The sequence below is a fragment of the Nioella sp. genome (assembly GCF_965215655.1).
Taxonomy (GTDB): Bacteria; Pseudomonadota; Alphaproteobacteria; order Rhodobacterales; family Rhodobacteraceae; genus Nioella.
Genome location: NZ_OZ244111.1, coordinates 1,131,239 through 1,153,279 on the forward strand (window position 1 = coordinate 1,131,239; position 22,041 = coordinate 1,153,279).

Consider the following 22,041-nt stretch of genomic DNA (forward strand, 5'->3'; position numbering starts at 1 on the left):
ATCCCTATTCCCAGATCGGCAGTCCGGTGACCAGCGCCAGCCCGATCACCCCGTAGGCCGCCCCTCGATACAGCGTCTCGTGGCGGGGATCAAACAGGGCCTGCCCGATCAGCGAGGTCAGGAAATAGGGCAGGGACAGGATCAGTGCCAATATCATGACGCCAAAGCCCACCGATCCGCGCAGCAGCAGGTTGCCCACCACCACCACGTCGAGCATCGCCAGAAACAGGATCGTGTTGGCGCGCACCGAGGCGACGCCGCTTTGCCCGGCAAGGTAGAACAGGATCACCGCCGGTCCCGTCAGCCCGGTCAGCCCGCCGATGCCGCCCGCCGCCGCGCCGATGCCCAGAAGGCCCGGCACCGCCACCTTGCCGCGATAGCGCCAGCCCGCGATCAGGGCGGTCAGGGTCACCAGCGCCACAGCGGCCACGATCCAGCGCACCGTATCGCGGTCCAGAAGCGTCAGCAGCCACAGACCAAGCGGCACGGTCACCAGTGCCGCCAGACCCATCGTGCCCACCTCGCGCCGATCGGCCTGTCCCCAGGCGCGCGGCAGCAACGCGGCGGTGCTGGCCACGCCGGTCAGCGTGATCAGGGCGATGACGATCTGCGGTTCAAGAAAGATCCCCGCCACGGGCACGAAGATCAGCGCCGTGCCGAAGCCGGTGAAGCCGCGCACGATCCCGGCGGCAGAGATGGTCAGCAGCAGCCAGACCAGCCCTGGCGTCGCCAGGGCCGAGGCCAGGATATCAGGCATCGATATTGGCGAACTGGGTGCCGCTGGCACCGCCGCCATCGGTCTTGGACCAGTCGCGTTTGACGCCAAGGCGCAGCAGGATCGCCGAGGCCACGAAGACCGAACTGTAGGTGCCCACCACGATGCCCCAGATCATCGCGAAGACGAAGCCGCGGATCACATCGCCACCCAGCACGAACAGCGCAATGAGCGCGATCAGCGTGGTGAAGGAGGTCATGACCGTCCGGCTCAGCGTATCGTTGATGGACAGGTTCAACACCTCTTTCAGCGGACGTTTCTTGAACTTGCGCAGGTTTTCCCGCACCCGGTCGAAGACGATCACGGTGTCGTTCAGGGAATAGCCCACGATGGTCAGAAGCGCCGCGATGATGGCCAGGTCAAAGCGGATTTGCAGCAGGCAGAAGATGCCGATGGTCAGCGTCACGTCATGGATAAGGGCCGCCACGGCGCCAAGCGAGAACTGCCACTCGAAGCGCAGCCAGATATAGATCAGCACCGCCGCGATGGCGAGTGTCACCGCGATGATCGCGGTTTGCACCAGTTCGCCGGACACGGTCGGGCCGACGCTTTCGACCGAAGGGAAGGTGATGGTCGGATCGACCTCCTGCAACACCGCTTCGATGGCGGCGATCGTCTCGGCGCTGACCGATTCCTGCCCGTCCTGAGCCTGCACATTGACCAGCGTCACATGTTCATCAGCCGCGAAGGTCGGGTCGAACACCTCGGTGATCGAGATATCACCAAGGTCCAGCCCCTGAAGCGCTTCGCGATAGGCCGCGACATCCACCTCGGAATGGGCTTCGGTGCGGATCGTGGTGCCGCCCCGGAAGTCGATGCCGAAATTCAGGCCGATGACGAAGAACAGCACGATCGAGGCCACGACGGCCACGCCCGACGCCACCAGCGCGACGCTGCTCAGCCGGAAGAAATCCCAATTGGTTTCGGAGGGTACAAGCTTCAGACGCATCGGATTACACCTCGATCTTCTTGGGACGGCGGCGTTCGAACCAGAGCAGGATTAGCAGCCGGGTGATGTAAATGGCCGTAAAGACCGACGTGATGATCCCAAGCCCGAGCGTGATCGCGAAGCCGCGCACCGGACCCGACCCCATGACATAGAGGATCACCGCCGTGATGAAGGTGGTGATATTGGCGTCATAGATCGCCGAGCGGGCCTTTTCATAGCCAAGCTCGATGGCGCGGGCAGGCCCCTTTGCGGTCTTCAGTTCCTCGCGGATACGCTCGAAGATCAGAACATTGGCGTCCACCGCCATACCGATGGTCAGCACGATCCCGGCAATGCCTGGCAGGGTCAGCGTGGCCCCGATGGCCGAAAGCAGCCCGAAGATGAGGCCCACATTGATGATCAGCGCGATATTGGCGAAGACGCCGAACAACCCGTAGCTTCCGATCATGAAGATCAGCACGGCGATGCCCGCGACCATGGCCGCCACTTCGCCCGCCGCGATGCTGTCGGCGCCCAGTTCCGGGCCGATGGTGCGTTCTTCGAGGAAGGTCATCTCGGCGGGCAGCGCCCCGGCGCGCAGCAGAACCGCCAGTTCGGTCGAGCCTTCGACGGTGAAGTTGCCGCTGATCTGGCCAGACCCGCCGCAGATCGCCTCTCGGATCGTCGGGGCGGACAGCACCTGTTCATCGAGCACGATGGCAAAGGGCGCGCCGACGTTGTTCTGGCTGTAGTCGCAGAACGTCCGCGCCCCGGCGGTGTTCAGGCGGAAGGTGACGACCGGCTGTCCGTTCTGGTCGAAGGCGGGCTGTGCATCCGTCAGATCCTCGCCCGACAGCACCGGCGATTGTTCCAGCCGGTAGAGCAGGCCCTCATCCTCCACATCCGGCAGCACGATCTCGCGCGCCCCGGCCTCCACGTCACTGCCGCTGCCGCGTCCGGTGACCGGGTGGAAGGTCAGTTGCGCGGTGGTGCCAATGAGGCGCTTCAATTCCTCGGCGCTGCCGATGCCGGGCACCTGGATCAGGATGCGGCGGTCGCCCTGGCGCTGGATCGTGGGTTCGCGGGTGCCGACCTCGTCGACGCGGCGGCGCACGATCTCGATCGACTGGCGCATGGTGCGGTCGTCGGTGGCGGCGCGTTCGGCCTCGGACAGGGTCACGATGATCGTGTCTCCCTCGGCCCGGATGTCCAGCGTCATTGCGCCAACAGCGGTGACGCTGCTGACCGGCTGCGACAGGGCGCGGACGGCCGCAAGCGCGGCGGTCATGCCGTCGGGCTGGGAAATCCGCACATGCAGTTCGTCGGACGGGGAGTCCTGCCGACGGATCGTTCCGACCGTGTCCCGCTCGTCGCGCAACGCGTCACGCACCTGCGGCCACAGCCCGTCCATCCGCGTGGCATAGACATCCTCGACCTGAACCTCGGCCAGCAGATGCGCGCCGCCGCGAAGGTCGAGACCGAGATTGACAAGCGAGGAGGGCAGGAAGCCCGGCCAGCCCGACAGATCCTCGGCCACATCGTCCGCGGTTGCGGTGCCGGCCTCGATGGCGGCTGCGGCGTCGTTATGGCGTTCCACCCGGGGGTAGAACAGGTTGGGCATCGCAAACGCGAGCCCGAGGGCGACGAGGCCCCAGATCAGAACCCGGTTCCAGAGGGGGATATTGAGCATCGTCGCGCCTTCAGGTCAGATTATTCGCTTGCGGGTTCGGTCTTGTTCACGACGCGCACGATGGTGTTGCGCACGACGCGGACCTTGACGTTGTCGGCCAGTTCGACCTCGACCTCGTCATCATCCTTGACCTTGGAGATCTTGCCGATGAAGCCACCAGAGGTGATGACCTGGTCGCCCCGGCGCAGCGCCGCAACCATCGCCTCATGCGCCTTGCGCTGCTGCTGCTGCGGGCGGATCATGAGGAAATACATGATCACGAAGATCAGAATGAGCGGGATGAACCCGGCGATACCTTCCATGGGGGCGTCCTTCTTGTTCCGTGGCGCGGGGCCTTTTGTTGGTCTTGAGCCCCCGCGAAATCGGCGGCACGTTACTGGCGCTAGGGACGAAGCGCAAGGCGCGCTGGCCGCGTTTGCCCCTCCCCAAGGCCGGTTAATGGGGGATATGGTGTGTGGATGGGGAAACGCAATGCGTGGAAGCGGCTTTCGGTGCGCGACATTTGCGGTCTGATTGTTCAGAGCCGCGCCATTGATGACGCGCGCGGGGGCGATCCCAGCCTCACTGAAGAGCACTTTATTTCTGCCAAGTTCGGATGACCTCGATTGCCTGCGCAGGTGTCGGCCAAATCGCCTCCGCCGGGGGCGCGTCGGCGATGGCGCGGCGGCTTCGCCTTGAGTCCGCGCGGGAGAGGGGTAGCGGGTCACAAATGAAAACGCCGCGAGCGGCGTCCCCCTCGCGGCGTCTTTCGTTTTCCGGATCACCGGATGGTTCAGAGCTTTTGCAGCTCCACCGCCGAGGCGCGGCCGTCGCGGCCTTCGCGCAGCTCGTAGCCGATCTTCTCGTTATCGGCGAGGCCGGTCAGCCCCGATCGTTCCACGGCCGAGATGTGCACGAACACATCCTTGCCGCCATCGTCGGGCGCGATGAAGCCATAACCTTTGGTGGTGTTGAACCATTTTACGGTGCCAGTGGGCATGTCCGTTCTTCCTTCTCAAGTCTTCCTTGGTGCCACCCGCGAGATGCGGCGGCGTGGTGCCGACAGACACCCCCTGTCTGACGTCCTTGAGAGAGCGGGACAGCGAAAACCTGTTGTCACGGCAGAAAAGATGGGGTGATTTCAGAAAAACGCAAGGAATTTCGTGCGGCTGTCATGGGAATGTCACGGGGCTGCACATGAAGGAGGCTGAAATGGAGCTATACGGGCTGAAGACCTGCGACACCTGCCGGAAGGCGCTGAAATCGCTTGAGGGCGCGGGGCAGTCCGTGCGGTTGGTGGACGTGCGGGCGGAGCCTTTGGGGGCGGATCAGCTGGCGGAGTTTCTGGGGGCGTTCGGCGATGCGTTGGTCAACACGCGGTCGACAACATGGCGGGGCCTGTCGGAGGAGGAGCGCAAGGGCGCGCCTGCCGATCTGCTGGCCGCGTACCCCGCCTTGATGAAGCGCCCCGTGATCCGGGCGGAGGACGGGACGCTTTACCTTGGCTGGGGCAAGGAGGTTCAGGCGGCGCTGGCCTGAGGCAGCGCGCGGGCCCGCAGGGCGGCATCGACCGAGATAGGCCCCGCGCCGCGGAAGACCATATAGGCCAGCAGGAACACCCAGAAGGCGCGCTGATCAAGGATCAGGCTGTCGGAGCCCGCATCGAACCAAGCGCCGATCACGTCCGAGCCGACCCCATGGCCGACGATATCGACATAGCTTTGCACGAGGACAAAGCCGATCATCCCAAGCGCGGCCAGCCGGGTGAAAAGGCCAAGGACAATAAGGGCGGGCAGGATGAATTCCGCCCAGGTGCCCGCAACCACCACCAGCCGCCAGAACGCGCCAAGCTGGCTGGCGTCATAGCCCACGGCCTCCGACATGCGGGGCAGGATCTGCACATAGGCGTTGAAATTGGGCTGGAAGAGACCGGTGATGCCCTCACCCAGCTTGGTCATCCCGGAATTCCAGTAATAGACCATCAGGGTTGCGGCGAAGACGAAGCGCGCAAGCGTCGGCATCAGGATCGGCGCGAGCGTGGCTTCCAGCGCGTCAAAGAGGCGGTTGTGCAGGGAAACGAGGGTCCTCATTGGTCGGGTCCTTTCTGGAGTGTCAGCGCGCCGGAGGTCAGGAACAGCGTCAGCAGCGGGGCAAGGTCGAGCCCCGGTTCGGCTTCGATGCTGCGTTCGAGGGCGAGGGCGATCGTGGTGCGCCCATCAAGCGCCCGAGCAAAGGCCGCGCCGCCTGCGGGCAGAAGATGGGGAATCGGGTCGAACTCGGGCCGGGTGATCATGACCGTTTCGGCCTTGGGTTGCGGTTTGGGGGCGTCGGGCTGCGTGTTGCGACGCCAGATGCCGTGGATCGGGTAGAGCGAGGCGAGGATTTGGGTGGCGGGGGCAAGGACCGGCGTCAGCTCCATCAGCGTGTCCGGGTCCAGGCCAGCGGCGTTCAGCGGGTCCACATCGGCGGCGTGGTAGGAGCGGCGGATCGCCAGTTCCAGCCGAGCGATGTCGGCGAGGTAAGGATAGGCCGCAAGCGGCTGAAACTCTTCCAGAAAACCCGGCATCGCTGCCCCGTATTGCGACAGGGCGCGGCTGGTGGGCGGATGAGTGCGCGAGAAGATGAGAGCGAGCGTCCTGAAGCTTTTCTCGCCCAGAAGCTTCGCCAATACCGGAAACCCGGTTTCCAGCGCCTCGGTCAGCGAGGCGGCGAGGTTGTTGCGGTAGACGTTGAAGCGTTTGCCCGCCGGGCGGCCCTTTGGGTCCACCATGCCAGACGGTATGGGGGCGGCGGGGTCGAGAATGGCAGCAGTGAAATCGGATTGCAGCATCGGATCACACCAGGGCCGGTTGCAGGATCGCATCGGCGCGGGCGGCTTCGGCCTCCAGCACCGGGAAATCGGGCACGTTATTGTCCCATTCAATGAGCGTCGGCTTGGCGCCTCCGCGCGCAATAGTGTGCGCGTAGAGCGTCCAGACCGGATCCACCACCTCGCGTCCGTGGCTGTCGATCAGCAGCGGCGCGCCATGCTCGTCTTCATCCTCATAATGGCCGCCCAGATGGATTTCGCCCACCTGCGCCAGCGGGAAGGCGTCGATATAGGCGACCGGGTCCCAGGTCTGGTTGGTGGCGGAGACGAAGACGTTGTTCACATCCAGCAGCAGCCCGCAGCCCGTGCGCTTTGCGATTTCCGAAAGAAACGTGACCTCATCCATCGTGGATTCCGCAAAGGCGAGATAGGTGGAAGGGTTTTCCAGCAGCATCGGACGCGCGAGAGCCTCCTGCACCTCGTCGATATGGTCTGCGACGCGGGCCAAAGTGGCCTCGGTATAGGGCAGGGGCAGCAGGTCGTTCAGGTAGTGATCGCCATGGGTGGACCAGGCGAGATGTTCCGAGAAGCTGGCGGGATTCAGCCAGTCGCAGAGATGCTTGAGGCGGGCAAGATGGTCGGGATCGAGCCGTCCTTCGCCGCCGATGGACAGGCCGACACCATGCACCGAAATCGGGAAGCGGTCTGCAAGTGCGCGCAGTTGGGCCAGCGGGCGGCCACCGTCGCCCATGTAGTTTTCGGCATGGACTTCCAGCCAGTGGAACGCGCCGGGTCCGCTAATAAGAGATTGGAAATGCTGGGGTTTGTACCCGATGCCCGACAGGTTGGGCAGACGGTTATCCTGCGCGAGGTCATACATGGCGTGTCCCTTGGGTCTTTGGCAGAAGCCCCCGGCCCTTTGTGGACCGGGGGTGAAGGTCAGCGCGATCAGCTGTCCATTTCTTCGTCTTCCATCATCTCGTCCATCATCGAGACATCGCGGTACTGGGCCAGAACATCCTCGGCCAGACCATCGGGAAGATCGCGGGCCAGACCGATGTAACCGTCGGCTTCCAGCGAGGCCTCGGATTCGCCCATGCGGCCGTCGGGCAGTTCGATCTCGGCGCAGGTGCCGGCGGGGACCAGTGTCCAGGCGTTGCCCTGATAGTCGATGGTGGAGGACCCGGCGCAGGTGGTGCCGGGGCCTGCGGCGCAGCCGTTTTCACCGGCCAGCGAAACGCCGTAGCACTTTTCCATCGCCTGCGCTGAGGCAGAGGTGGTGGTAACGGCGCCCAGTGCGGCGGCAACGGCGCCCATCAGGGCCAGCGATTTGAATTGGGTCGACATGGGGTAGCTCCCTAAAACTGATATTTTCCGTGTCCCACCCGTCGAGCGGGTGATGGGGAATTGGTAAGTCGCCGCGTCGATCACTGGCCAGTCACAGGCCCGTCAAGCACGCGTGCGTGACCCTCTGTCAGGGTGGCGTGAGGCGGGCCGGTTGGGTTGGAAGGTGTGAATATTAAATGAAATCATGTGTTTGTGGGAAAGATTCCACCTGGGGGAAGGTGACGGGTTTCTGCCTTCCGCCTCGTCCCGTCCGTGAAATGTTTCAACCGAAAGTGGTGCCTTGGGCTTGGCTGACTGGCAGATCGTGCCTATCTCGGGCTTCGAACAGGCAAGAAACCAACGGAGAGCCTTCATGCGCAACGCAGCCCTCGTTCTGGGAATCATCGGCGGCATTCTGGGAATGATCGTCGGGTTCTTCGGTTATGGTTACGTGACCTTCATCGACCATTTCGGCGAGGTGCCGGACATTGCCAGACAAGTGGACAACCCCGATCTGATCAAGGCGGCGAGCATCATTTCGCCCATCCTGGCGCTGGCAGGCGGGGCCATGGCGCGGGCGCGGGCGCTGTGGGGTGGTATCTTCATGCTGCTGTCAGCGGCGGGCATGTACTATGCCTTCGGCTTTGGCGTCTTCACCATGTTCCCGATTGCGCTTTGTGGTCTGGGTGGTCTTCTGGCCCTCGCGGCGGGGCGGCCGGATGAGGAAGTGAGCCACTTCTGATCTTACAGGACGGCGCGCAGCACCGACAGCGCGCCGCGTTTCCATGGCACCCTGTGGGTCACGCCTGCGCCCTTGGCGATCCGGTCGCGGTTCGCCAGGTACCAGTCGAAGTTGCGCAGCAGAGCGTCGATATTGGAATGGCGCGGTACGAAGCCCAGTTTCTCTCGGGCGCGGTCGATGCTGACAAAACTGTCTTTCGCGGCGGTCTCATAGATCCATTTATAGAGCGGCGACAAATGCACCGCCTCCAGCCCGCGCAGGGTCCAGATGGCGGGGGTGGCGGGAAAGCCGATGATGCGTTTGCCGAAGCCCGCGCGGTCCAGCACCGCCTGAAAGCTTTCGCGCATGGTGCCGAACTCTGCCGCGCCAATGTTGAATGTGTCGTTGACGGTCTCGGCCTCGCCAAAGGCACTGAGACAGATCGCTGCGTTCAGGTCGTCCACATCCAGTAGCTGATAACGGTTCTGCCCCGATCCCAAGACCGGGAAATTATGCCCGGTCGAGGCGAAGTCATAGAGCAGTTCGAAAGCGCCGAGCCGTTCGGGGCCGACAAAGCTTTTCGGGCGAAGGACCGGCAGCACCAGCCCATCCGCGCGAAACTGTCGGCAAAGCTTTTCCGCAGCCACTTTCGATTCCCCGTAAGGCCCCACGCCCTGCATCGGATCGGCCTCCACCAGCGGGTGGTGATCGGGGATGCCGTAGACGGCGGTTGAGGAGATATGAACAAAGCGGCGGATTCCCTTGCGAAGCGCCGAGGCGAGCAGCATTTGGGTGCCGTCCACATTGGTGGAATGAATTTCTTCTGCGCTGGCCAGCGGCAGGGCCGCCGCGCAATGAATGACAATGTCGATGCCCCCGAAAGCGCGGTCTTGAAGCGAGAGGTCGCGGATATCGCCCTGCAAAACGTCGATCCGGTCCGCCTCCGGGTAGGTGAAGGGGGCGATGTCCCAACTGCGCAGGGTATGGCCCCGGTCCAGCAGGTATCGGATCAGGTTGATACCGAGGAAACCTGCCCCGCCGGTGACGAGGATGGATTTTGGGGCGATTGTGGATTTGGTTGGCGCTGTCATGCACCGACTTAAGCGCGGGGTCGGGCAGGGGGATATGACCTGGATCAACTGAAAAGGCCGGCCCCTTTCGGAACCGGCCCCGAGTTGCTTTGCGCGGATGGATCAGCGTTGATCGGGCGCAATCGCGTCCGCGGCGAGGCTTGCAACGACCTCGTCCAGTGTCACGACCGAAGTCTGCTTTTCCCCAAGGCGGCGCAGGGTGACGGTGCGGTCCTCGACCTCCTTGCGGCCAATGGCGAGGATCACCGGCACCTTGCCCACGGAATGTTCGCGGACCTTGTAGTTGATCTTCTCGTTGCGGATATCGGCCTCGGCCCGCACGCCCTGCGCGGTCAGGGCTGCTACGACCTCCTGCACGTAGTCATCGGCCTCGGACACGATGGAAGCGACAACCACCTGACGCGGGGCCAGCCAGAAGGGCAGCTTGCCTTCCCAGTTCTCGATCAAAATGCCGATGAAACGCTCGAAAGACCCAAGGCAGGCCCGGTGCAGCATGAAGGGCCGGTGCTTGGCCCCGTCCTCACCGGTGTAATTCGCATCCAGCCGCTCGGGCAGGTTCGGGTCCACCTGGAACGTGCCGCATTGCCAAACCCGGCCAATCGCGTCGGTCAGGTAGAAGTCGAGCTTCGGCCCGTAAAAGGCCCCGTCGCCTGGTTCCAGCGTATAGTCGCGGCCAACGGCCTTGATCGCGTTTTCCAGCGCGCCTTCGACATAGTCCCAGCTTTCATCGCTGCCGACGCGCTTTTCGGGGCGAGTGGCGAATCGGATTTCAAACTCGGGGAAGCCGAGTTCCTCATAGACATTGGCGAGGAAGTCGATGAACCGCGCGCATTCCTCCTGGATCTGATCCTCGGTGCAGAAGATATGCGCGTCATCCTGGGTAAAGCCGCGCACCCGCATGATCCCGTGCAATGCGCCTGACGGCTCGAACCGCGCGCAGGAGCCGAATTCCGCCAGACGCAGCGGCAGATCGCGATAGCTTTTCTGGCCCTGGTTGAAGACCTGCACATGACAGGGGCAGTTCATGGGTTTCAGCGCATTGATCCGCGTTTCGGCGCGGTTCTTGGCGGACGCATCGTCATTCTCGCCGTCGCGGCTTTCATCCACTTCGACGATGAACATGTGATGCTGGTATTTCTCCCAGTGGCCCGAGGCTTCCCACAGCTTGCGGTCCACGACCTGCGGCGTGTTGATCTCTCGGTAGCCGCCGGCGCGCTGCTTGCGGCGCATGTAGTCCTGAAGCGTGGTGTAGATGGTCCAGCCGCCCGGATGCCAGAAGACCTGACCGGGCGCTTCTTCCTGCATGTGGAAGAGGTTCATTTCGCGGCCAAGCTTGCGGTGGTCGCGCTTGGCGGCCTCCTCCAGCATGGTCAGATGGGCCTTGAGGTCGTTCTTGTTGCGGAAGGCCACGCCGTAAATCCGCTGCAACATGGCGCGATTGCTGTCGCCGCGCCAATAGGCGCCCGCGACGCTCATCAGTTTGAAGGCATCCGCCGGAACCTGGCCAGTATGCTGCAGATGCGGGCCACGGCAGAGATCCTGCCAATGCCCGTGCCAGTACATGCGCAGGGGTTCGCTGCCGGGAATGGCCTCGATCAGCTCGACCTTGTAGGGCTCGTTATTGGCCGCGTAGAACTTGACCGCGCGGTCACGGTCCCAGATCTCGGTGGTCACGGGGTCGCGGCGGTTGATGATCTCGCGCATCTTGGCTTCGATCTGGCCGAGGTCTTCGGGGGTGAAGGGCTCTTCCCGGTCGAAATCGTAATACCAGCCGTTGTCGATGACCGGGCCGATGGTGACCTTCACATCGGGCCAGATCTCCTGCACCGCACGGGCCATGATATGGGCGCAGTCATGGCGAATGAGTTCCAGGGCCTGCGCGTCGTCCTGCATGGTGTGAATGGCGATGGAGGCGTCTTGCTCGATCGGCCATTGCAGGTCCCAATGCGCACCGTTCACGGTGGCGGAGATGGCCTTCTTGGCCAGTGAGTTTGAGATGCCGGCGGCCACATCGGCAGGCGTCACGCCAGCCGCGTAGTCACGGGAATTACCATCGGGGAAAGTCAGGGAAATCTGGGCCATCTGGCACAAGCTCCTCGTCGGTTTGGCGCCCACGGAACGCCCGGTTGCGGGTATATGGTTTCGGTGGGCAGAGGTGACGCCTGGCGCGGCGCGTGTCAAGGGCGGATGCACCTGTCCGGCCTGAACCCGTTCCCGTGGCGTTAACCTTAACCCCGTCTGTTAACGTTAAGGGGGTAGGAGTGGTCCTTGCTTGACGCAATGTCACCCCGATCCAAGGCCACCATTTCGCTGGAGTGGGGCCATAATTTCTTGTTCCCAAGCCGCGCCACGGGCAAAACCATGGGCAAAGAGGAGGCAACCGGACCATGACCCCACATACGCTGACCACCAAACAGGGCCGCAGAATTGCCTTTCACCAGACCGCTGGAGCCGGTCCGGGGGTGGTGTTTCTAGGCGGGCTCAAATCCGACATGCAGGGTAGCAAGGCGCTGCATCTGGAGGCCTGGGCCAAGCGCACGGGCCGCGCCTTCCTGCGGTTCGACTATTCCGGGCATGGCGAAAGCTCTGGCACCTTCGCCGAGGGCTGTATCGGCGATTGGGCCGAGGATGCCGAGGCCGCGATCCTGACGCTGACGGAAGGCCCGCAGATCCTCGTTGGATCCTCCATGGGTGGATGGCAGGCCCTGCTATTCGCTCGCAAGCACCCGGAATTGGTGGCGGGTCTGGTGGGCATCGCCGCCGCGCCCGACTTCACCGAGGACGGGATGTGGGATAGCTGGTCAGATGCCCAAAAGGCCGAGATGGACCAGACCGGACAGGTTGCTCTGCCCTCTGACTACGGTGAGCCCTATATCATCACGAAACGCATGATCGAGGATGGCCGCCAGCAACTGGTCCTGCGCAGCCCGCTGACCGTCAATGCCCCGGTGCGGCTGCTGCAAGGCACGGCGGATGAGGATGTAGACATGTCCGTCGCGCTGCGCCTGCTGGATCATGTGGAAGGCCCTGATATCCGGCTGGAACTGGTCAAAGGGGCGGACCATCGCTTTTCCGATGACTATTGCCTGTCGCGGATCGAGACGGCCATCGAGGATGTGCTGACCCATGTTTAGACTTTTGAAACGGCTTGTCCTGTCCCTTGTCTTGGTGGTGGTTCTGGCGGCTGGATTGCTGCTGCTTGGCCCGCGCGAGCGCATCGAACGGGGTGCGCCTGTGTCCATTGAGGGCAGGGGTGTTGCAGAGGTTCTGGCCGCGCGCGAGGCGGCGTTGGACGATATCACCCCCGGCGCAGAGGCGCGGGTGATCTGGGCCAGTGAACCGGGCACCCAAACCCCGCTGTCGATCCTCTATCTGCATGGCTTCTCCGCCACCTCGGAAGAAATCAGGCCGGTGCCCGACAATGTGGCCGAAGCGCTGGGCGCGAACCTGATCTATGCGCGCCTGACCGGGCATGGGCGTGGTGGGGAGGCGCTGGCAGCGGCGACGGCCAGTCAGTGGGCCAATGATGCGGCGCTGTTTCTCGATCTGGCCCGCGCGGCGGGCGAGCGGGTGCTGATCATGGGCACCTCGACCGGGGCGACGCTGGCCAGCTATGCCATGACCGAGCCCGACATGGCTGCGGATGTGGCGGGCCTCGTGATGGTGTCGCCGAATTTCCGGGTCGTGAACCCGTCGGCGGTGATCACCGAACTGGCCTTTGCCCGCCGGATCGTGCCGCTGCTGGCAGGCGAGGAACGGGCCTGGGACGCCCTGAACGAGGGACATGGGCGTTACTGGACCACGCGCTACGGCACCGATGTGTTGACCAGCCTCGGCACCCTGATGAGAGAAACGAGAGCACGCGACTACAGCGGCGTTTCAGCCCCGGTTCTGGCGATTTTCTCCGACAATGACCGCGTGGTATCGGCTGCGGCGACACGCGACTTTCTGGCCGGATGGGGCGGTGCGGTGACCTTGGCCCCGCAAGACCTGCCGGAAACAGGAGCGGACCCGTTTTTTCATGTCATTGCGGGCGATATCCTCAGTCCCGCGATGACGGGGCCGGTGACGGATGTCATTCTTGAATGGGCTGACGCAACGCTCCCTTGAGTCGCCAGCCGCGCTTGGGCATCGCAAAACGGTTGCCCAAAGGCGGGGGCTCTGCAACTCTGTCGGAAAGTGTTTTCAGACAGGGGTGTTTCATGGGCTTTCTCAAACCGATTTTCACAGGCCTGAGCGTGCTTGCGCTGGCCGGACCTGCCATGGCGCAGGATTGGGGCATTCAGTCGGACTTTTCCCAGGGTTGGTTCTTCGCGGGCACCGGGACCGAGGGTGGCCCGATCAGCTTCAATTGTGCGGGCCATTATCCGTCTGCGGACTGGTCCTATGGCGAGGGCGGCGGGCCCTATGACCCCTATATCATCCATGTGTCGATGACCGAGGCGCTTGGCCCCATTGATTGGAGCCAGCCGGACGCCGGACGCCGGTCCGATGTGATCTTTTCCATCGGCGGGCTTGGCTATCAGTTTCCTCAGGTTCAGTGGAACGAGATGGTCGGTGATTGGGGTGTGGTGATTTCCATGGGCGATCCTTTGATCACGGCTCTGCTGGCTGGCGGGCCGAGCGAGCTTTGGGCCGGAGATCGGCGAATCGCGCAACTGTCCGGGACGGGTCTTTCGGAAAACCTTGCACAGGCCATCCGGTTTTGTGACGACCATTGGGCCGCCATGGGTGTCGGGGTGCCCCAGCATGCCGCGCAGACCGTCATGACCCTGAGAGGACAGGGAGGATAAGATCGGTTCAGTGAAATTGTAACGATGGATCCTGTTGTTTTCATTCCGGGTTTCATGTCTGACGCGCGGGCGTTCCGGCATCAGATCGAGGCCCTGTCGTTGGCTCGTCCGGTTCAGATCGCCTCGCTTGCCGGATCCGATTCTGTGCGCGAGATGGCCAGCCTTGCCTTGCAGGGATTGCCGCAACGCTGTGCGCTGGTCGGCCATTCCCTTGGCGGGATGGTGGCGATGGAACTGGCCCGCCTCGCGCCGGACAGGGTCACGCGGCTGGTGCTGATCTCGACCGATGCGTTGTCGGAATTGCCGGGCGTCGCGGCGGCGCGCGATACGATGATTGCGCGGGCGCGGGCGGGTCGGCTTGCAGATGCGATGGCCGAGGCGCTGCCATCGGGGGCTTTGGCGCCCGGGACCGGTCGTGCCGGGGTTCTGGATATTGTCCGGCAGATGGCGGAACGGGCCGGCGTGGATGCCTTTCACGCCCAATCCCGCGCGATGCAGCGCCGCCCGGATCAGCAAGGAACGCTGCGCCGCCTGCCTGTGCCGACGCTCGTCGTCTGCGGCGCGCATGATCGTCTGTTTCCGGCCCGCAGGCACGAGGTGATGGCCGGGTTGCTGCCGCAAGGGCGGCTGGTGGTGCTGGAAGAGGCGGGGCATCTGCCGATGCTGGAGCAGCCCGAGGAGGTCACCGATTTGCTGGATCGGATGCTGAGGGCCTGAGCGCTAGTCCACCCTCGGGGCAAGCACCGGCGCGTTGATCGGGCTGCCATCGGGTTTGAAGAACGGGTTCTGTTTGCCCCTTCGTCCCAGCTTTGCGGCGAGGGTGCGTTTTACAAAGCGCCAGATGACCCGGCCGCCATTCTGGTGGCGCTGCTTGCCGTTTGGGCCAGTGACGAAGCCATGGGCGATGACAGGGCCAAGGGGCGCGGGATCGGACAGGTTGCCCGTCAGAATGCCCGCGAAGGGCAGCGAAGGGGAGCCGAAGGTGTTGATCATCGGCGTATCGCAACATTGCGCCGTCCAGCGAAACAGGCCCTTTGGCGACAGCTGAACCGGGATCAGCCGGTCGGCGCCCGTGGCGATCTCGATCCGGTCCGGGGTGGTCTGCCATAGGTCGACGCCGCCCGCAGCCGCGTCGCCCAGACCCGAAAGCTGCATCGCGCGGGCGCAGGAATTGCAGTGGCAGACGACATGTGTGCCCTCTTGCGGGCGCACATCATGCAGGATGCCGGTGACGGTGCCGCAGCGGCAGGCGAAGGGAATATCTGCGCCTGCCGTCATGGGACTATTCGGCGGCCGTGGTGACGGCGCTGACCGGGGTCTTGGGAACATCGCAATTGGCGTCGATGAAGTTCAGCACCAGCGGGCGAATATTTGTACGCCAGCTTTTCCCGGCGAAGATGCCGTAGTGCCCGGCGTTCGGTTCCAGGTAGTTGGCCTTCTTCGATTCCGGCAGGCCGGTGCAAAGCCGCAGCGCAGCGACACATTGACCGGGGGCCGAGATATCGTCCTTGCCGCCCTCGACCGTTTTGACCGCGACGGTGGTGATCTTGCCCAGATCGACCTGTTTGCCTGCGACGGTGAAGCGATTCTGTGCGATCTCCAGCCCTTTGAAGATGCGTTCGACGGTAGACAGGTAGAACTCCGCCGTCATGTCCATCACGGCGAGGTATTCGTCGTAGAAGCGGTTGTGCTTGTCGTGATCCGAGGCTTCGCCCTTGGCGACGGCAAGGATCTGGTTGGAGAACGCCTTGGCGTGTTTTTCCGCGTTCATCGCCATGAAGGAGCTGAGCTGCTGAAGACCGGGATACACCATCCGGCCCGCGCCCATGTATTTGAAACCGACGCGCTGAACGACATGGCGTTCCAGCGTGCCCATGGTGATGCGGTTGCCGAAATCGGTGACGTCGGTTGCGGCGGCATCGGGGTCGATCGGGCCGCCGATCAGGGTCAGCGTGCGGGGCTGCGCGTCGGGGTCTTCCTCGGCCAGATAGGCTGTCGCGGCCAGCGCGAGGGGCGCAGGCTGACAGACCGCGATCACATGGGTATCTGGCCCCATTTCGCGCAGGAAATCAACGAGGTAGAGCGTATAATCCTCGATATCGAACTTGCCTTCCGAAACCGGAATGTCGCGCGCATTGTGCCAGTCGGTAATGTAGACATCACAGTCGGGCAGCAGGCTGACCACGGTAGAGCGGAGCAGCGTAGCGTAGTGGCCCGACATTGGCGCAACCAGCAGAACCTTGCGGCCCGTGGGCGCGCGGCCCTGCACCTTGAATCGGATCAGGTCGCCAAAGGGGCGGGGCATCACGCATTCGATATCGACAAGATGGTCGCGGCCATCGGTGCCGGGAATGGAATGGATGTTCCAGTCGGGCTTCGCGATCATCCGTTCGAAGCTGCGTTCCATGACCTCGCCCCAGGCGGCGGTCAGCTTGATCATCGGATTCGGGATCAACCCGAGCTGGGGGTAGCCGCACATCGCGCGCGCGGTGGACCCGAGCCACTGGTTGGTCACTCGGATCGATTCCATCATGTCGTAAGTAAGAAGATGTTTCATCGCGCTGTGACTCCTGCAAAACTGAGGAACGACCGGTCCATCTGGACCCGGATCATTTCGTCGCTTTGCCCCCTCACCCTGGCAAGGCTTATATGCACATGCAGCATTGAGAGGGCAAAATCAAGTCATGGCACAGCACGCAGACGGAGGAGACAGCGACATGGGGGACAATCTTGAACGCCTCAATGCGAATCTCGCGAAGATGGAGGAGCTGTCCAAACGGATGGTGGCCGCCCTCGGTCAGAAGGATCTGACGACCGAACCGGGCATGTCCGGGCCGGGGCAGGATCTGTACATGAAAGCGGGGTCGGCCTTTTTCAACGAGATGATGACCAACCCCACCAAGCTGATGGGCCAGCAGGTGGCCTATTGGTCCAAGGCGGTCGAGAATTTCATCGAAACGCAGCAGGCGCTGGCCTCGGGCCAGTTCGAGATGCCGGAGGATGACGAAGACGCCCCCAAGGACAAACGCTTTGCCAATCCCATGTGGCGCACCCATCCCTATTTCCGCTTCGTGCGCAAACAGTACGAGCTGAATTCGCAGGCGATCGAACAATCCATGGCCGAGCTGGAGGGGCTGGACGAGAAGGAAAAGAGCCGGGTGGAGTTCTTTTCCCGCCAGATCATCGACCTCTTTGCGCCGACGAATTACCTCGCCACCAATCCCGACGCGCTGCAAAAGGCCATCGACACGGATGGGCAGAGCCTTGTGGACGGGCTGGAAAACCTTGTCCGCGACATCGAGGCCAACAAGGGTGAGCTGCTGCCGACCCTGTCGGACCCCAATGCCTTCAAGGTCGGTGAAAACATCGGCACCGCAGAAGGCAAGGTCGTGTTCCGCAACCGGATGATGGAGGTGATCCAGTACGCGCCCAAGACCGACACGGTCTATCGCACGCCTTTGGTGATTTTCCCGCCCTGGATCAACAAGTTCTACATCATGGACCTCAAGCCCCAGAACTCGCTGATCCGCTGGATCGTCGAGCAGGGCTATACGCTGTTTGTCGTGAGCTGGGTGAACCCAGATGCCAGCTACGCCGAGGTCGGGCTGGAGGATTATATCGAGGAAGGATATCTTCAGGCGGTCGAGGTCGCCAAGGAGATCACCGGCGAGAAACAGGTCAATGCCGTGGGCTATTGCATTGCGGGCACGACCCTGTCGGCCACGCTGGCGCTGATGCAAAAACGCGGCGACAAGTCGATCAAATCGGCCACCTTCTTTACCACGCTCACCGATTTCAGCGATCAGGGGGAGTTTACCGTCTTCCTGCAGGATGATTTCGTCGACGCGATTGAACGGCAAGTCACCGAGAAGGGCATCCTCGACAGTTTCTTCATGTCCAAGACCATGAGCTTTCTGCGGTCGAACGATCTGGTCTACGGCCCCGCCGTGCGCAGCTACATGATGGGCGAAGCGCCGCCCGCCTTCGACCTGCTCTACTGGAATGGCGACAGCACCAACCTGCCCGGCCGGATGGTCAAACAGTACCTGCGCCAGCTTTGCCAAGGCAATGAACTGGCCGAGGGGGGCTTCAAGATTCTGGGTGAAACGGTCAGCATCCGCGACATCAAGCTGCCGGTCTGTTCCGTCGGCACCAAGACCGACCATATTGCGCCGTGGAAGAACTGCTATCGCGGTTTTTCGCAGTTCGGCAGCCGCGACAAGACCTTCATCATGTCCGAGTCGGGCCATATCGCCGGCATCATCAATCCACCCTCCAAGAAGAAATACGGCCACTTCCTGAATCCCAAGGTCAAAGGCACCGCGGACGAGTGGCTGGAGGGTGCGGATTTCCATGAGGGCTCGTGGTGGCCTGTGTGGGAAGAGTGGTTGCAACGCCGGTCAGGGGCGCAGGTTCCCGCCCGCGAACCGGGTGAGTCGGGCCATGAAACACTTGGCGATGCGCCTGGAACCTATGTTCTGGTGACGACAAAGGGCTGATTTCCAAGGGGTTTGTGAATATTTTGCTGCGGCGCAGAAAAAGACTTGATTTGCTGCGCCGCAGCATGCATATTCTTTCGCAGACGCAGAATTCAAACCCTACCGTCCCCGAGCGGGACAAACAGGAGACAGACCCATGGCCAAGACCAACGATTTCACCAAATACATCAACGAAGCAATGGCTGCTTTCCCCGTTGACATGACCGCCTACAATGACGCGTTCAAGTCTTCCGCCGCAATGGGCGAGAAGTTCTCCAAGGTTGCTCTGGAAGCCGCTGAAAAGTCGACCGAGATCTCGACCCAGTGGACCAAGGACACTCTGGCCAAGCTTGGCGATGTTGCAAAGGTCAAGGACGAGCCGACCGCCTACACCAAGTCGATGACCGATTTCGCATCGGCACAGGCCGAAATGACCGCTGAAACCCTGGCCGCTTTCGCCGAGGTTGCCAAGAAAGTGCAGATGGAAACTGTCGAACTGATGATGGCCGCCGGCAAGGAAGCTTCGGAAGAAGCAACCGCAGCCGTCAAGAAGGCCACCGCCGAGGTGACCACCGCTGCCAAGAAAGCTGCTGCCGCCTGAGGCGCCAGACAGCGCTGATTTCGCCCGGATTTCCTCCCACTCCGCGCGAATTCCAGAAGGACGGACCCGCACCCCGGGCCCGTCCTTTTCTTTTGTGCGGTCAGGTGATTGCTTTTTGTGCACAAAGGACTAGGCTCTCCATGCTGCAATGCAGTGTGAAGGATAAGGGAGTTGGCTATGGCTGACACGAATGCACCGTTGCTGATCAAGCGCTATGCCAGCCGCAGGCTCTACAATACCGAGACGTCAGACTATGTGACGCTGGAAGATATCGCAGGCTTCATTCGCGAAGGCCGCGAGGTGAAGATCGTCGATCTGAAATCGGGCGACGATCTGACCCGGCAATACCTGCTGCAGATCATCGCTGAACATGAAAGCCGCGGTGAAAGCGTGCTGCCCATCGGGGTGCTGACCGATCTGGTGCGCAGTTACACCACGCAGGCGCAGAGCGTCGTGCCGGAGTTTCTGGCCATGTCTTTCGAGATGCTGCGCGACGGACAGTCGAAAATGGTCGAGAACATGACCGCGCTGAACCCGATGGCCAGCATGCCTGGGTTCGAGGCGATGCGCGCGCAGCAAGAGGCCTTCATGAAGGCCATGACCGGCGGCATGTCCGGCCAGTGGTCGGGGCCTGCCGCGTCGGAGGACGAGGGCAGCGAAGAGGCCGGGGACGAGCTTTCCGAGATCAAGAAACAACTGGCCGAACTTCAGTCGAAACTGTCCAAGCTGTGATCCGCGCCGACGAAGGATTTTCTCGAAAATCCTTCAGGCGCGAAAGCCGGAAGATTTTTCCGGAAAAATCTTCTTTTTCAAAACTTTTCGTGAAAAGTTTTCGTCAGGTCCCGTAGGCGCGGGTCTGGGATTTCACGTCTTCGGCCGCAGCCAGGAGAGCCGAGGCGATGACATCGAGATCGTCCCTCTGAAGCCGCGCCGGCAGGCGCACATCGCAGGCGCGCATGAGCATGGCGCGCGTTCGGGGCAGGTCGGGCTGATCGCCGGGAATGAACTGCCAGTTCCAGAAGGCGCGGGCATTGTCGGTGGACAGGCCAAAGACCTGTACCTTGACCCCACGGGCCGCTGCCGCGTCTGCAAAAGCGCGTGCCTCAGAGTCATCGGCGAAACCCACCAGATTGAATTGAATCGAGTCCGGTGCCCGCTCTTCCGGCGGAAGGGCGGGGGGCACCGACAGCCAGGGCGAGCCATTCAGCAGCCCGGCCACATAATCGTGATTGCGCCGGCCGTCGCGCACCCGGCGGGCGACCTCGGGCAATTGCGACCGCACAATCGCGGCAGACAGGTTGGACAGGCGCAGGTTATAGAGTGGCAACTGGTTCTGCCAGCGGGCAAAGGCAGCGGCGAGATCGCCGGTATTGTCGCCCTCGGGCGCCTTGTGCTTGGCCCAGTTATGCTCGTAGGCGCCGGACATGATGACCGCCCGGGCCACCAGATCGGCATCATCGGTCACCAGAATGCCGCCCTCACCGGAATTGACCAGCTTGTAGGACTGGAAGCTGAAACAGCCCACACGCCCGATGGTGCCGATCTTCTGCCCATGCCATGTGGTGCCAAGCGAATGGGCCGCATCTTCGACCACCGGGATGCCGCGCGCATCGCAGAGCGCCATGATCGCATCCATGTCGGAGGTGTGGCCGCGCATATGGCTGATGATCACGGCACCGATGTCATCGGTCAGCTTGGCAGCGAAGTCCTCCATATCTATGCGGTAGTTCTCACCCACCTCGACCAGTACCGGCTGGCAATTGGCATGCACCACGGCGGACGGCACGGCGGCGAAGGTGAAGGCGGGGATCAGCACGCGGGTGCCGGGTTGCAGGCCCAAACCAAGTAGCGACAGGAACAGCGCGGCAGAGCAGGACGACACCGCCAGCGCGTATTTCATCCCCATCATGTCCGCGAATTCGCGTTCCAGCAGGCTGACCGGTGCATCCTCGGGCGCGGTGTAGCGAAAGAGATCGCCTGTTGCGAGCAGCCGCTCCACCTCGGCGCGGGCGCTTTCCGGGATCGGCTCGGCGTCATAGACATTAGGGGCGAGCGCCATGATTTCACCTTTTCGAAAATCAGTATTTCGATTTTCTTTACATTGGAATCGTAACAGGTCAAAGACAGAAGCCGCCGTTTCAGCGGATTTCTGCACCAAATGTCCGGCTTTCAGCCCCGGTTCTGCAGGAAATGCGCGGCGATCTGCTGGCCTATCATGCAGCCTTCGGTGGGCAGGTGAAGAGCGGCCTTTGCTGCGTCCAGGTTGGCTTTCGGGACTTTGCCCTCGAGGCTATCGGCAAAGAAGCCGGTCACCCCGGTATCGAACTCCGGATGCGGCTGATAGGTCAGGCCGGTGTCGCCATAGGCGAGGACCGCGTTTACGCAAAACGGGGATTGGCCGAGTCGACGAGCAGCAGGGGGCAGGGTGACAACCTGATCCTGATGCCAGGCATTCAGAGGCACCTCTCGCCCCTCGATCTGGTAGACATGGCGGCCCACACACCAGCCGCCTGCGTGTTTCTCGACCCGCCCGCCAAGCGCCTGCGCGATGATCTGGTGCCCGAAACAGATGCCCACAAGCGGCCTGCCACTGGAATGGGTGGCACGGATCATGTCCTCCAGCGGCGTAATCCATGGGTGGTCTTCATAGGCCCCGGCGGTCGATCCGGTGATCAGCCAGCCCTCGGCCTCGTCCAGACTGTCGGGGAAGTCCATCGCCTCCACATTCCACGCCTGGTAGCTGAACCCGTGCCCGGCCAGCAGCCGTTCGAACAGTCCCTGATAGGGGCCAAGCGCGGCTTGGGTGGGGGCGTCGAACTCCTCCGCCTGAAGGATGCCGATCCGCATGGG

General features: G+C 62.6%; 23 protein-coding genes and 1 pseudogene. 9 read left to right on the forward strand and 15 right to left on the reverse strand.

The window, feature by feature from the left end; all coding sequences use genetic code 11:
* Window positions 1-4: 4 nt before the first annotated feature.
* The 5 genes from ACOOEX_RS05825 to ACOOEX_RS05845 all read right to left on the reverse strand — a co-directional run bounded on the left by ACOOEX_RS05825 (window position 5) and on the right by ACOOEX_RS05845 (window position 4,372).
* Window positions 5-757 carry a TSUP family transporter gene (locus ACOOEX_RS05825; RefSeq protein ID WP_420397546.1) on the reverse strand — a complete coding sequence of 251 codons (753 nt, stop codon included), beginning with the start codon at window positions 755-757 and terminating at the stop codon, window positions 5-7.
* Window positions 750-1,724: a protein translocase subunit SecF gene (gene secF, locus ACOOEX_RS05830; RefSeq protein ID WP_071688423.1), complete on the reverse strand. Its 975-nt coding sequence runs from the start codon at window positions 1,722-1,724 to the stop codon at window positions 750-752. Before secF ends, ACOOEX_RS05825 begins: the two co-directional genes overlap by 8 nt.
* Window positions 1,725-1,728: 4 nt before the next feature.
* Complete coding sequence (secD, locus tag ACOOEX_RS05835; protein ID WP_420397547.1) at window positions 1,729-3,393, reverse strand: protein translocase subunit SecD; 1,665 nt, start codon at window positions 3,391-3,393, stop codon at window positions 1,729-1,731.
* Between the two features lie 20 nt (window positions 3,394-3,413).
* Window positions 3,414-3,695, reverse strand: coding sequence for a preprotein translocase subunit YajC (gene yajC / locus ACOOEX_RS05840; protein WP_071688421.1), 282 nt, complete (start codon window positions 3,693-3,695; stop codon window positions 3,414-3,416).
* A 470-nt stretch (window positions 3,696-4,165) separates the two neighbouring features.
* The gene (locus tag ACOOEX_RS05845; protein WP_071688420.1) at window positions 4,166-4,372 is read right to left on the reverse strand and encodes a cold-shock protein; all 207 of its coding nucleotides are present in this window, start codon (window positions 4,370-4,372) and stop codon (window positions 4,166-4,168) included.
* 212 nt (window positions 4,373-4,584) lie between these two features.
* Here ACOOEX_RS05845 and ACOOEX_RS05850 point away from each other — a divergent pair, with 212 nt between their 5' ends.
* Window positions 4,585-4,911, forward strand: a complete 327-nt coding sequence (locus tag ACOOEX_RS05850) for an arsenate reductase family protein (protein ID WP_420398333.1) — start codon at window positions 4,585-4,587, stop codon at window positions 4,909-4,911.
* Here the strand turns inward: ACOOEX_RS05850 and ACOOEX_RS05855 are convergent.
* From ACOOEX_RS05855 to ACOOEX_RS05870, 4 genes and pseudogenes are all read right to left on the reverse strand, one after another.
* Window positions 4,893-5,462 carry a DoxX family protein gene (locus ACOOEX_RS05855; RefSeq protein ID WP_420397548.1) on the reverse strand — a complete coding sequence of 190 codons (570 nt, stop codon included), beginning with the start codon at window positions 5,460-5,462 and terminating at the stop codon, window positions 4,893-4,895. The two genes, ACOOEX_RS05850 and ACOOEX_RS05855, sit on opposite strands and share 19 nt — an antisense overlap.
* Window positions 5,459-6,202 (reverse strand): DNA-binding domain-containing protein, encoded by a 744-nt coding sequence (locus ACOOEX_RS05860; protein ID WP_420397549.1) that lies wholly within the window; start codon window positions 6,200-6,202, stop codon window positions 5,459-5,461. The genes ACOOEX_RS05855 and ACOOEX_RS05860 overlap by 4 nt, the downstream gene beginning before the upstream one ends.
* A 4-nt stretch (window positions 6,203-6,206) precedes the next feature.
* Entirely contained in the window at window positions 6,207-7,061 is an 855-nt protein-coding gene (locus tag ACOOEX_RS05865) for a DUF692 domain-containing protein (protein ID WP_420397550.1), read from the reverse strand.
* Window positions 7,062-7,216: 155 nt separating this feature from the next.
* Window positions 7,217-7,528: pseudogene (locus tag ACOOEX_RS05870) on the reverse strand (DUF2282 domain-containing protein); the annotation flags it as partial.
* A gap of 352 nt (window positions 7,529-7,880) precedes the next feature.
* On the opposite strand from ACOOEX_RS05870, the gene ACOOEX_RS05875 reads away from it, so the two are divergent.
* Complete coding sequence (locus ACOOEX_RS05875) at window positions 7,881-8,249, forward strand: hypothetical protein (protein ID WP_420397551.1); 369 nt, start codon at window positions 7,881-7,883, stop codon at window positions 8,247-8,249.
* Between the two features lie 2 nt (window positions 8,250-8,251).
* Here the strand turns inward: ACOOEX_RS05875 and ACOOEX_RS05880 are convergent, their stop codons facing one another.
* A complete protein-coding gene (locus ACOOEX_RS05880) occupies window positions 8,252-9,319 on the reverse strand; it encodes an NAD-dependent epimerase/dehydratase family protein (RefSeq protein ID WP_420397552.1) in 1,068 nt (355 codons plus the stop codon).
* A 102-nt stretch (window positions 9,320-9,421) separates the two neighbouring features.
* Window positions 9,422-11,401, reverse strand: coding sequence for a threonine--tRNA ligase (thrS, locus tag ACOOEX_RS05885; protein WP_420397553.1), 1,980 nt, complete (start codon window positions 11,399-11,401; stop codon window positions 9,422-9,424).
* Between the two features lie 305 nt (window positions 11,402-11,706).
* Between thrS and ACOOEX_RS05890 the strand changes: the two genes are divergently transcribed.
* The 4 genes from ACOOEX_RS05890 to ACOOEX_RS05905 all read left to right on the forward strand — a co-directional run bounded on the left by ACOOEX_RS05890 (window position 11,707) and on the right by ACOOEX_RS05905 (window position 14,829).
* On the forward strand, window positions 11,707-12,453 hold the full coding sequence (locus ACOOEX_RS05890) for an alpha/beta hydrolase (protein WP_420397554.1): 747 nt from the start codon (window positions 11,707-11,709) through the stop codon (window positions 12,451-12,453).
* A complete protein-coding gene (locus ACOOEX_RS05895) occupies window positions 12,446-13,429 on the forward strand; it encodes an alpha/beta hydrolase (protein WP_420397555.1) in 984 nt (327 codons plus the stop codon). Before ACOOEX_RS05890 ends, ACOOEX_RS05895 begins: the two co-directional genes overlap by 8 nt.
* Before the next feature lie 92 nt (window positions 13,430-13,521).
* A complete protein-coding gene (locus ACOOEX_RS05900) occupies window positions 13,522-14,112 on the forward strand; it encodes a hypothetical protein (protein ID WP_420397556.1) in 591 nt (196 codons plus the stop codon).
* A 24-nt stretch (window positions 14,113-14,136) separates the two neighbouring features.
* The gene (locus ACOOEX_RS05905; RefSeq protein WP_420397557.1) at window positions 14,137-14,829 is read left to right on the forward strand and encodes an alpha/beta fold hydrolase; all 693 of its coding nucleotides are present in this window, start codon (window positions 14,137-14,139) and stop codon (window positions 14,827-14,829) included.
* A gap of 3 nt (window positions 14,830-14,832) precedes the next feature.
* Here the strand turns inward: ACOOEX_RS05905 and ACOOEX_RS05910 are convergent, their stop codons facing one another.
* Both ACOOEX_RS05910 and phaZ read right to left on the reverse strand, forming a co-directional pair.
* Window positions 14,833-15,390 (reverse strand): DUF6151 family protein, encoded by a 558-nt coding sequence (locus tag ACOOEX_RS05910; protein ID WP_420397558.1) that lies wholly within the window; start codon window positions 15,388-15,390, stop codon window positions 14,833-14,835.
* A 4-nt stretch (window positions 15,391-15,394) separates the two neighbouring features.
* Window positions 15,395-16,669 (reverse strand): polyhydroxyalkanoate depolymerase, encoded by a 1,275-nt coding sequence (gene phaZ / locus ACOOEX_RS05915; protein WP_420397559.1) that lies wholly within the window; start codon window positions 16,667-16,669, stop codon window positions 15,395-15,397.
* 160 nt (window positions 16,670-16,829) lie between these two features.
* Between phaZ and ACOOEX_RS05920 the strand changes: the two genes are divergently transcribed.
* The 3 genes from ACOOEX_RS05920 to phaR all read left to right on the forward strand — a co-directional run bounded on the left by ACOOEX_RS05920 (window position 16,830) and on the right by phaR (window position 19,923).
* Window positions 16,830-18,611 (forward strand): PHA/PHB synthase family protein, encoded by a 1,782-nt coding sequence (locus ACOOEX_RS05920; protein WP_420397560.1) that lies wholly within the window; start codon window positions 16,830-16,832, stop codon window positions 18,609-18,611.
* Between the two features lie 136 nt (window positions 18,612-18,747).
* On the forward strand, window positions 18,748-19,191 hold the full coding sequence (locus ACOOEX_RS05925) for a Phasin (protein WP_071688403.1): 444 nt from the start codon (window positions 18,748-18,750) through the stop codon (window positions 19,189-19,191).
* A 177-nt stretch (window positions 19,192-19,368) separates the two neighbouring features.
* A complete protein-coding gene (gene phaR, locus ACOOEX_RS05930) occupies window positions 19,369-19,923 on the forward strand; it encodes a polyhydroxyalkanoate synthesis repressor PhaR (protein ID WP_071688402.1) in 555 nt (184 codons plus the stop codon).
* A 103-nt stretch (window positions 19,924-20,026) separates the two neighbouring features.
* Here the strand turns inward: phaR and ACOOEX_RS05935 are convergent, their stop codons facing one another.
* Together ACOOEX_RS05935 and ACOOEX_RS05940 are read right to left on the reverse strand one after the other, a co-directional pair.
* Entirely contained in the window at window positions 20,027-21,250 is a 1,224-nt protein-coding gene (locus ACOOEX_RS05935; protein ID WP_420397561.1) for a DegT/DnrJ/EryC1/StrS family aminotransferase, read from the reverse strand.
* 110 nt (window positions 21,251-21,360) lie between these two features.
* Window positions 21,361-22,038 (reverse strand): type 1 glutamine amidotransferase, encoded by a 678-nt coding sequence (locus ACOOEX_RS05940; protein ID WP_420397562.1) that lies wholly within the window; start codon window positions 22,036-22,038, stop codon window positions 21,361-21,363.
* Window positions 22,039-22,041 lie beyond the last annotated feature (3 nt).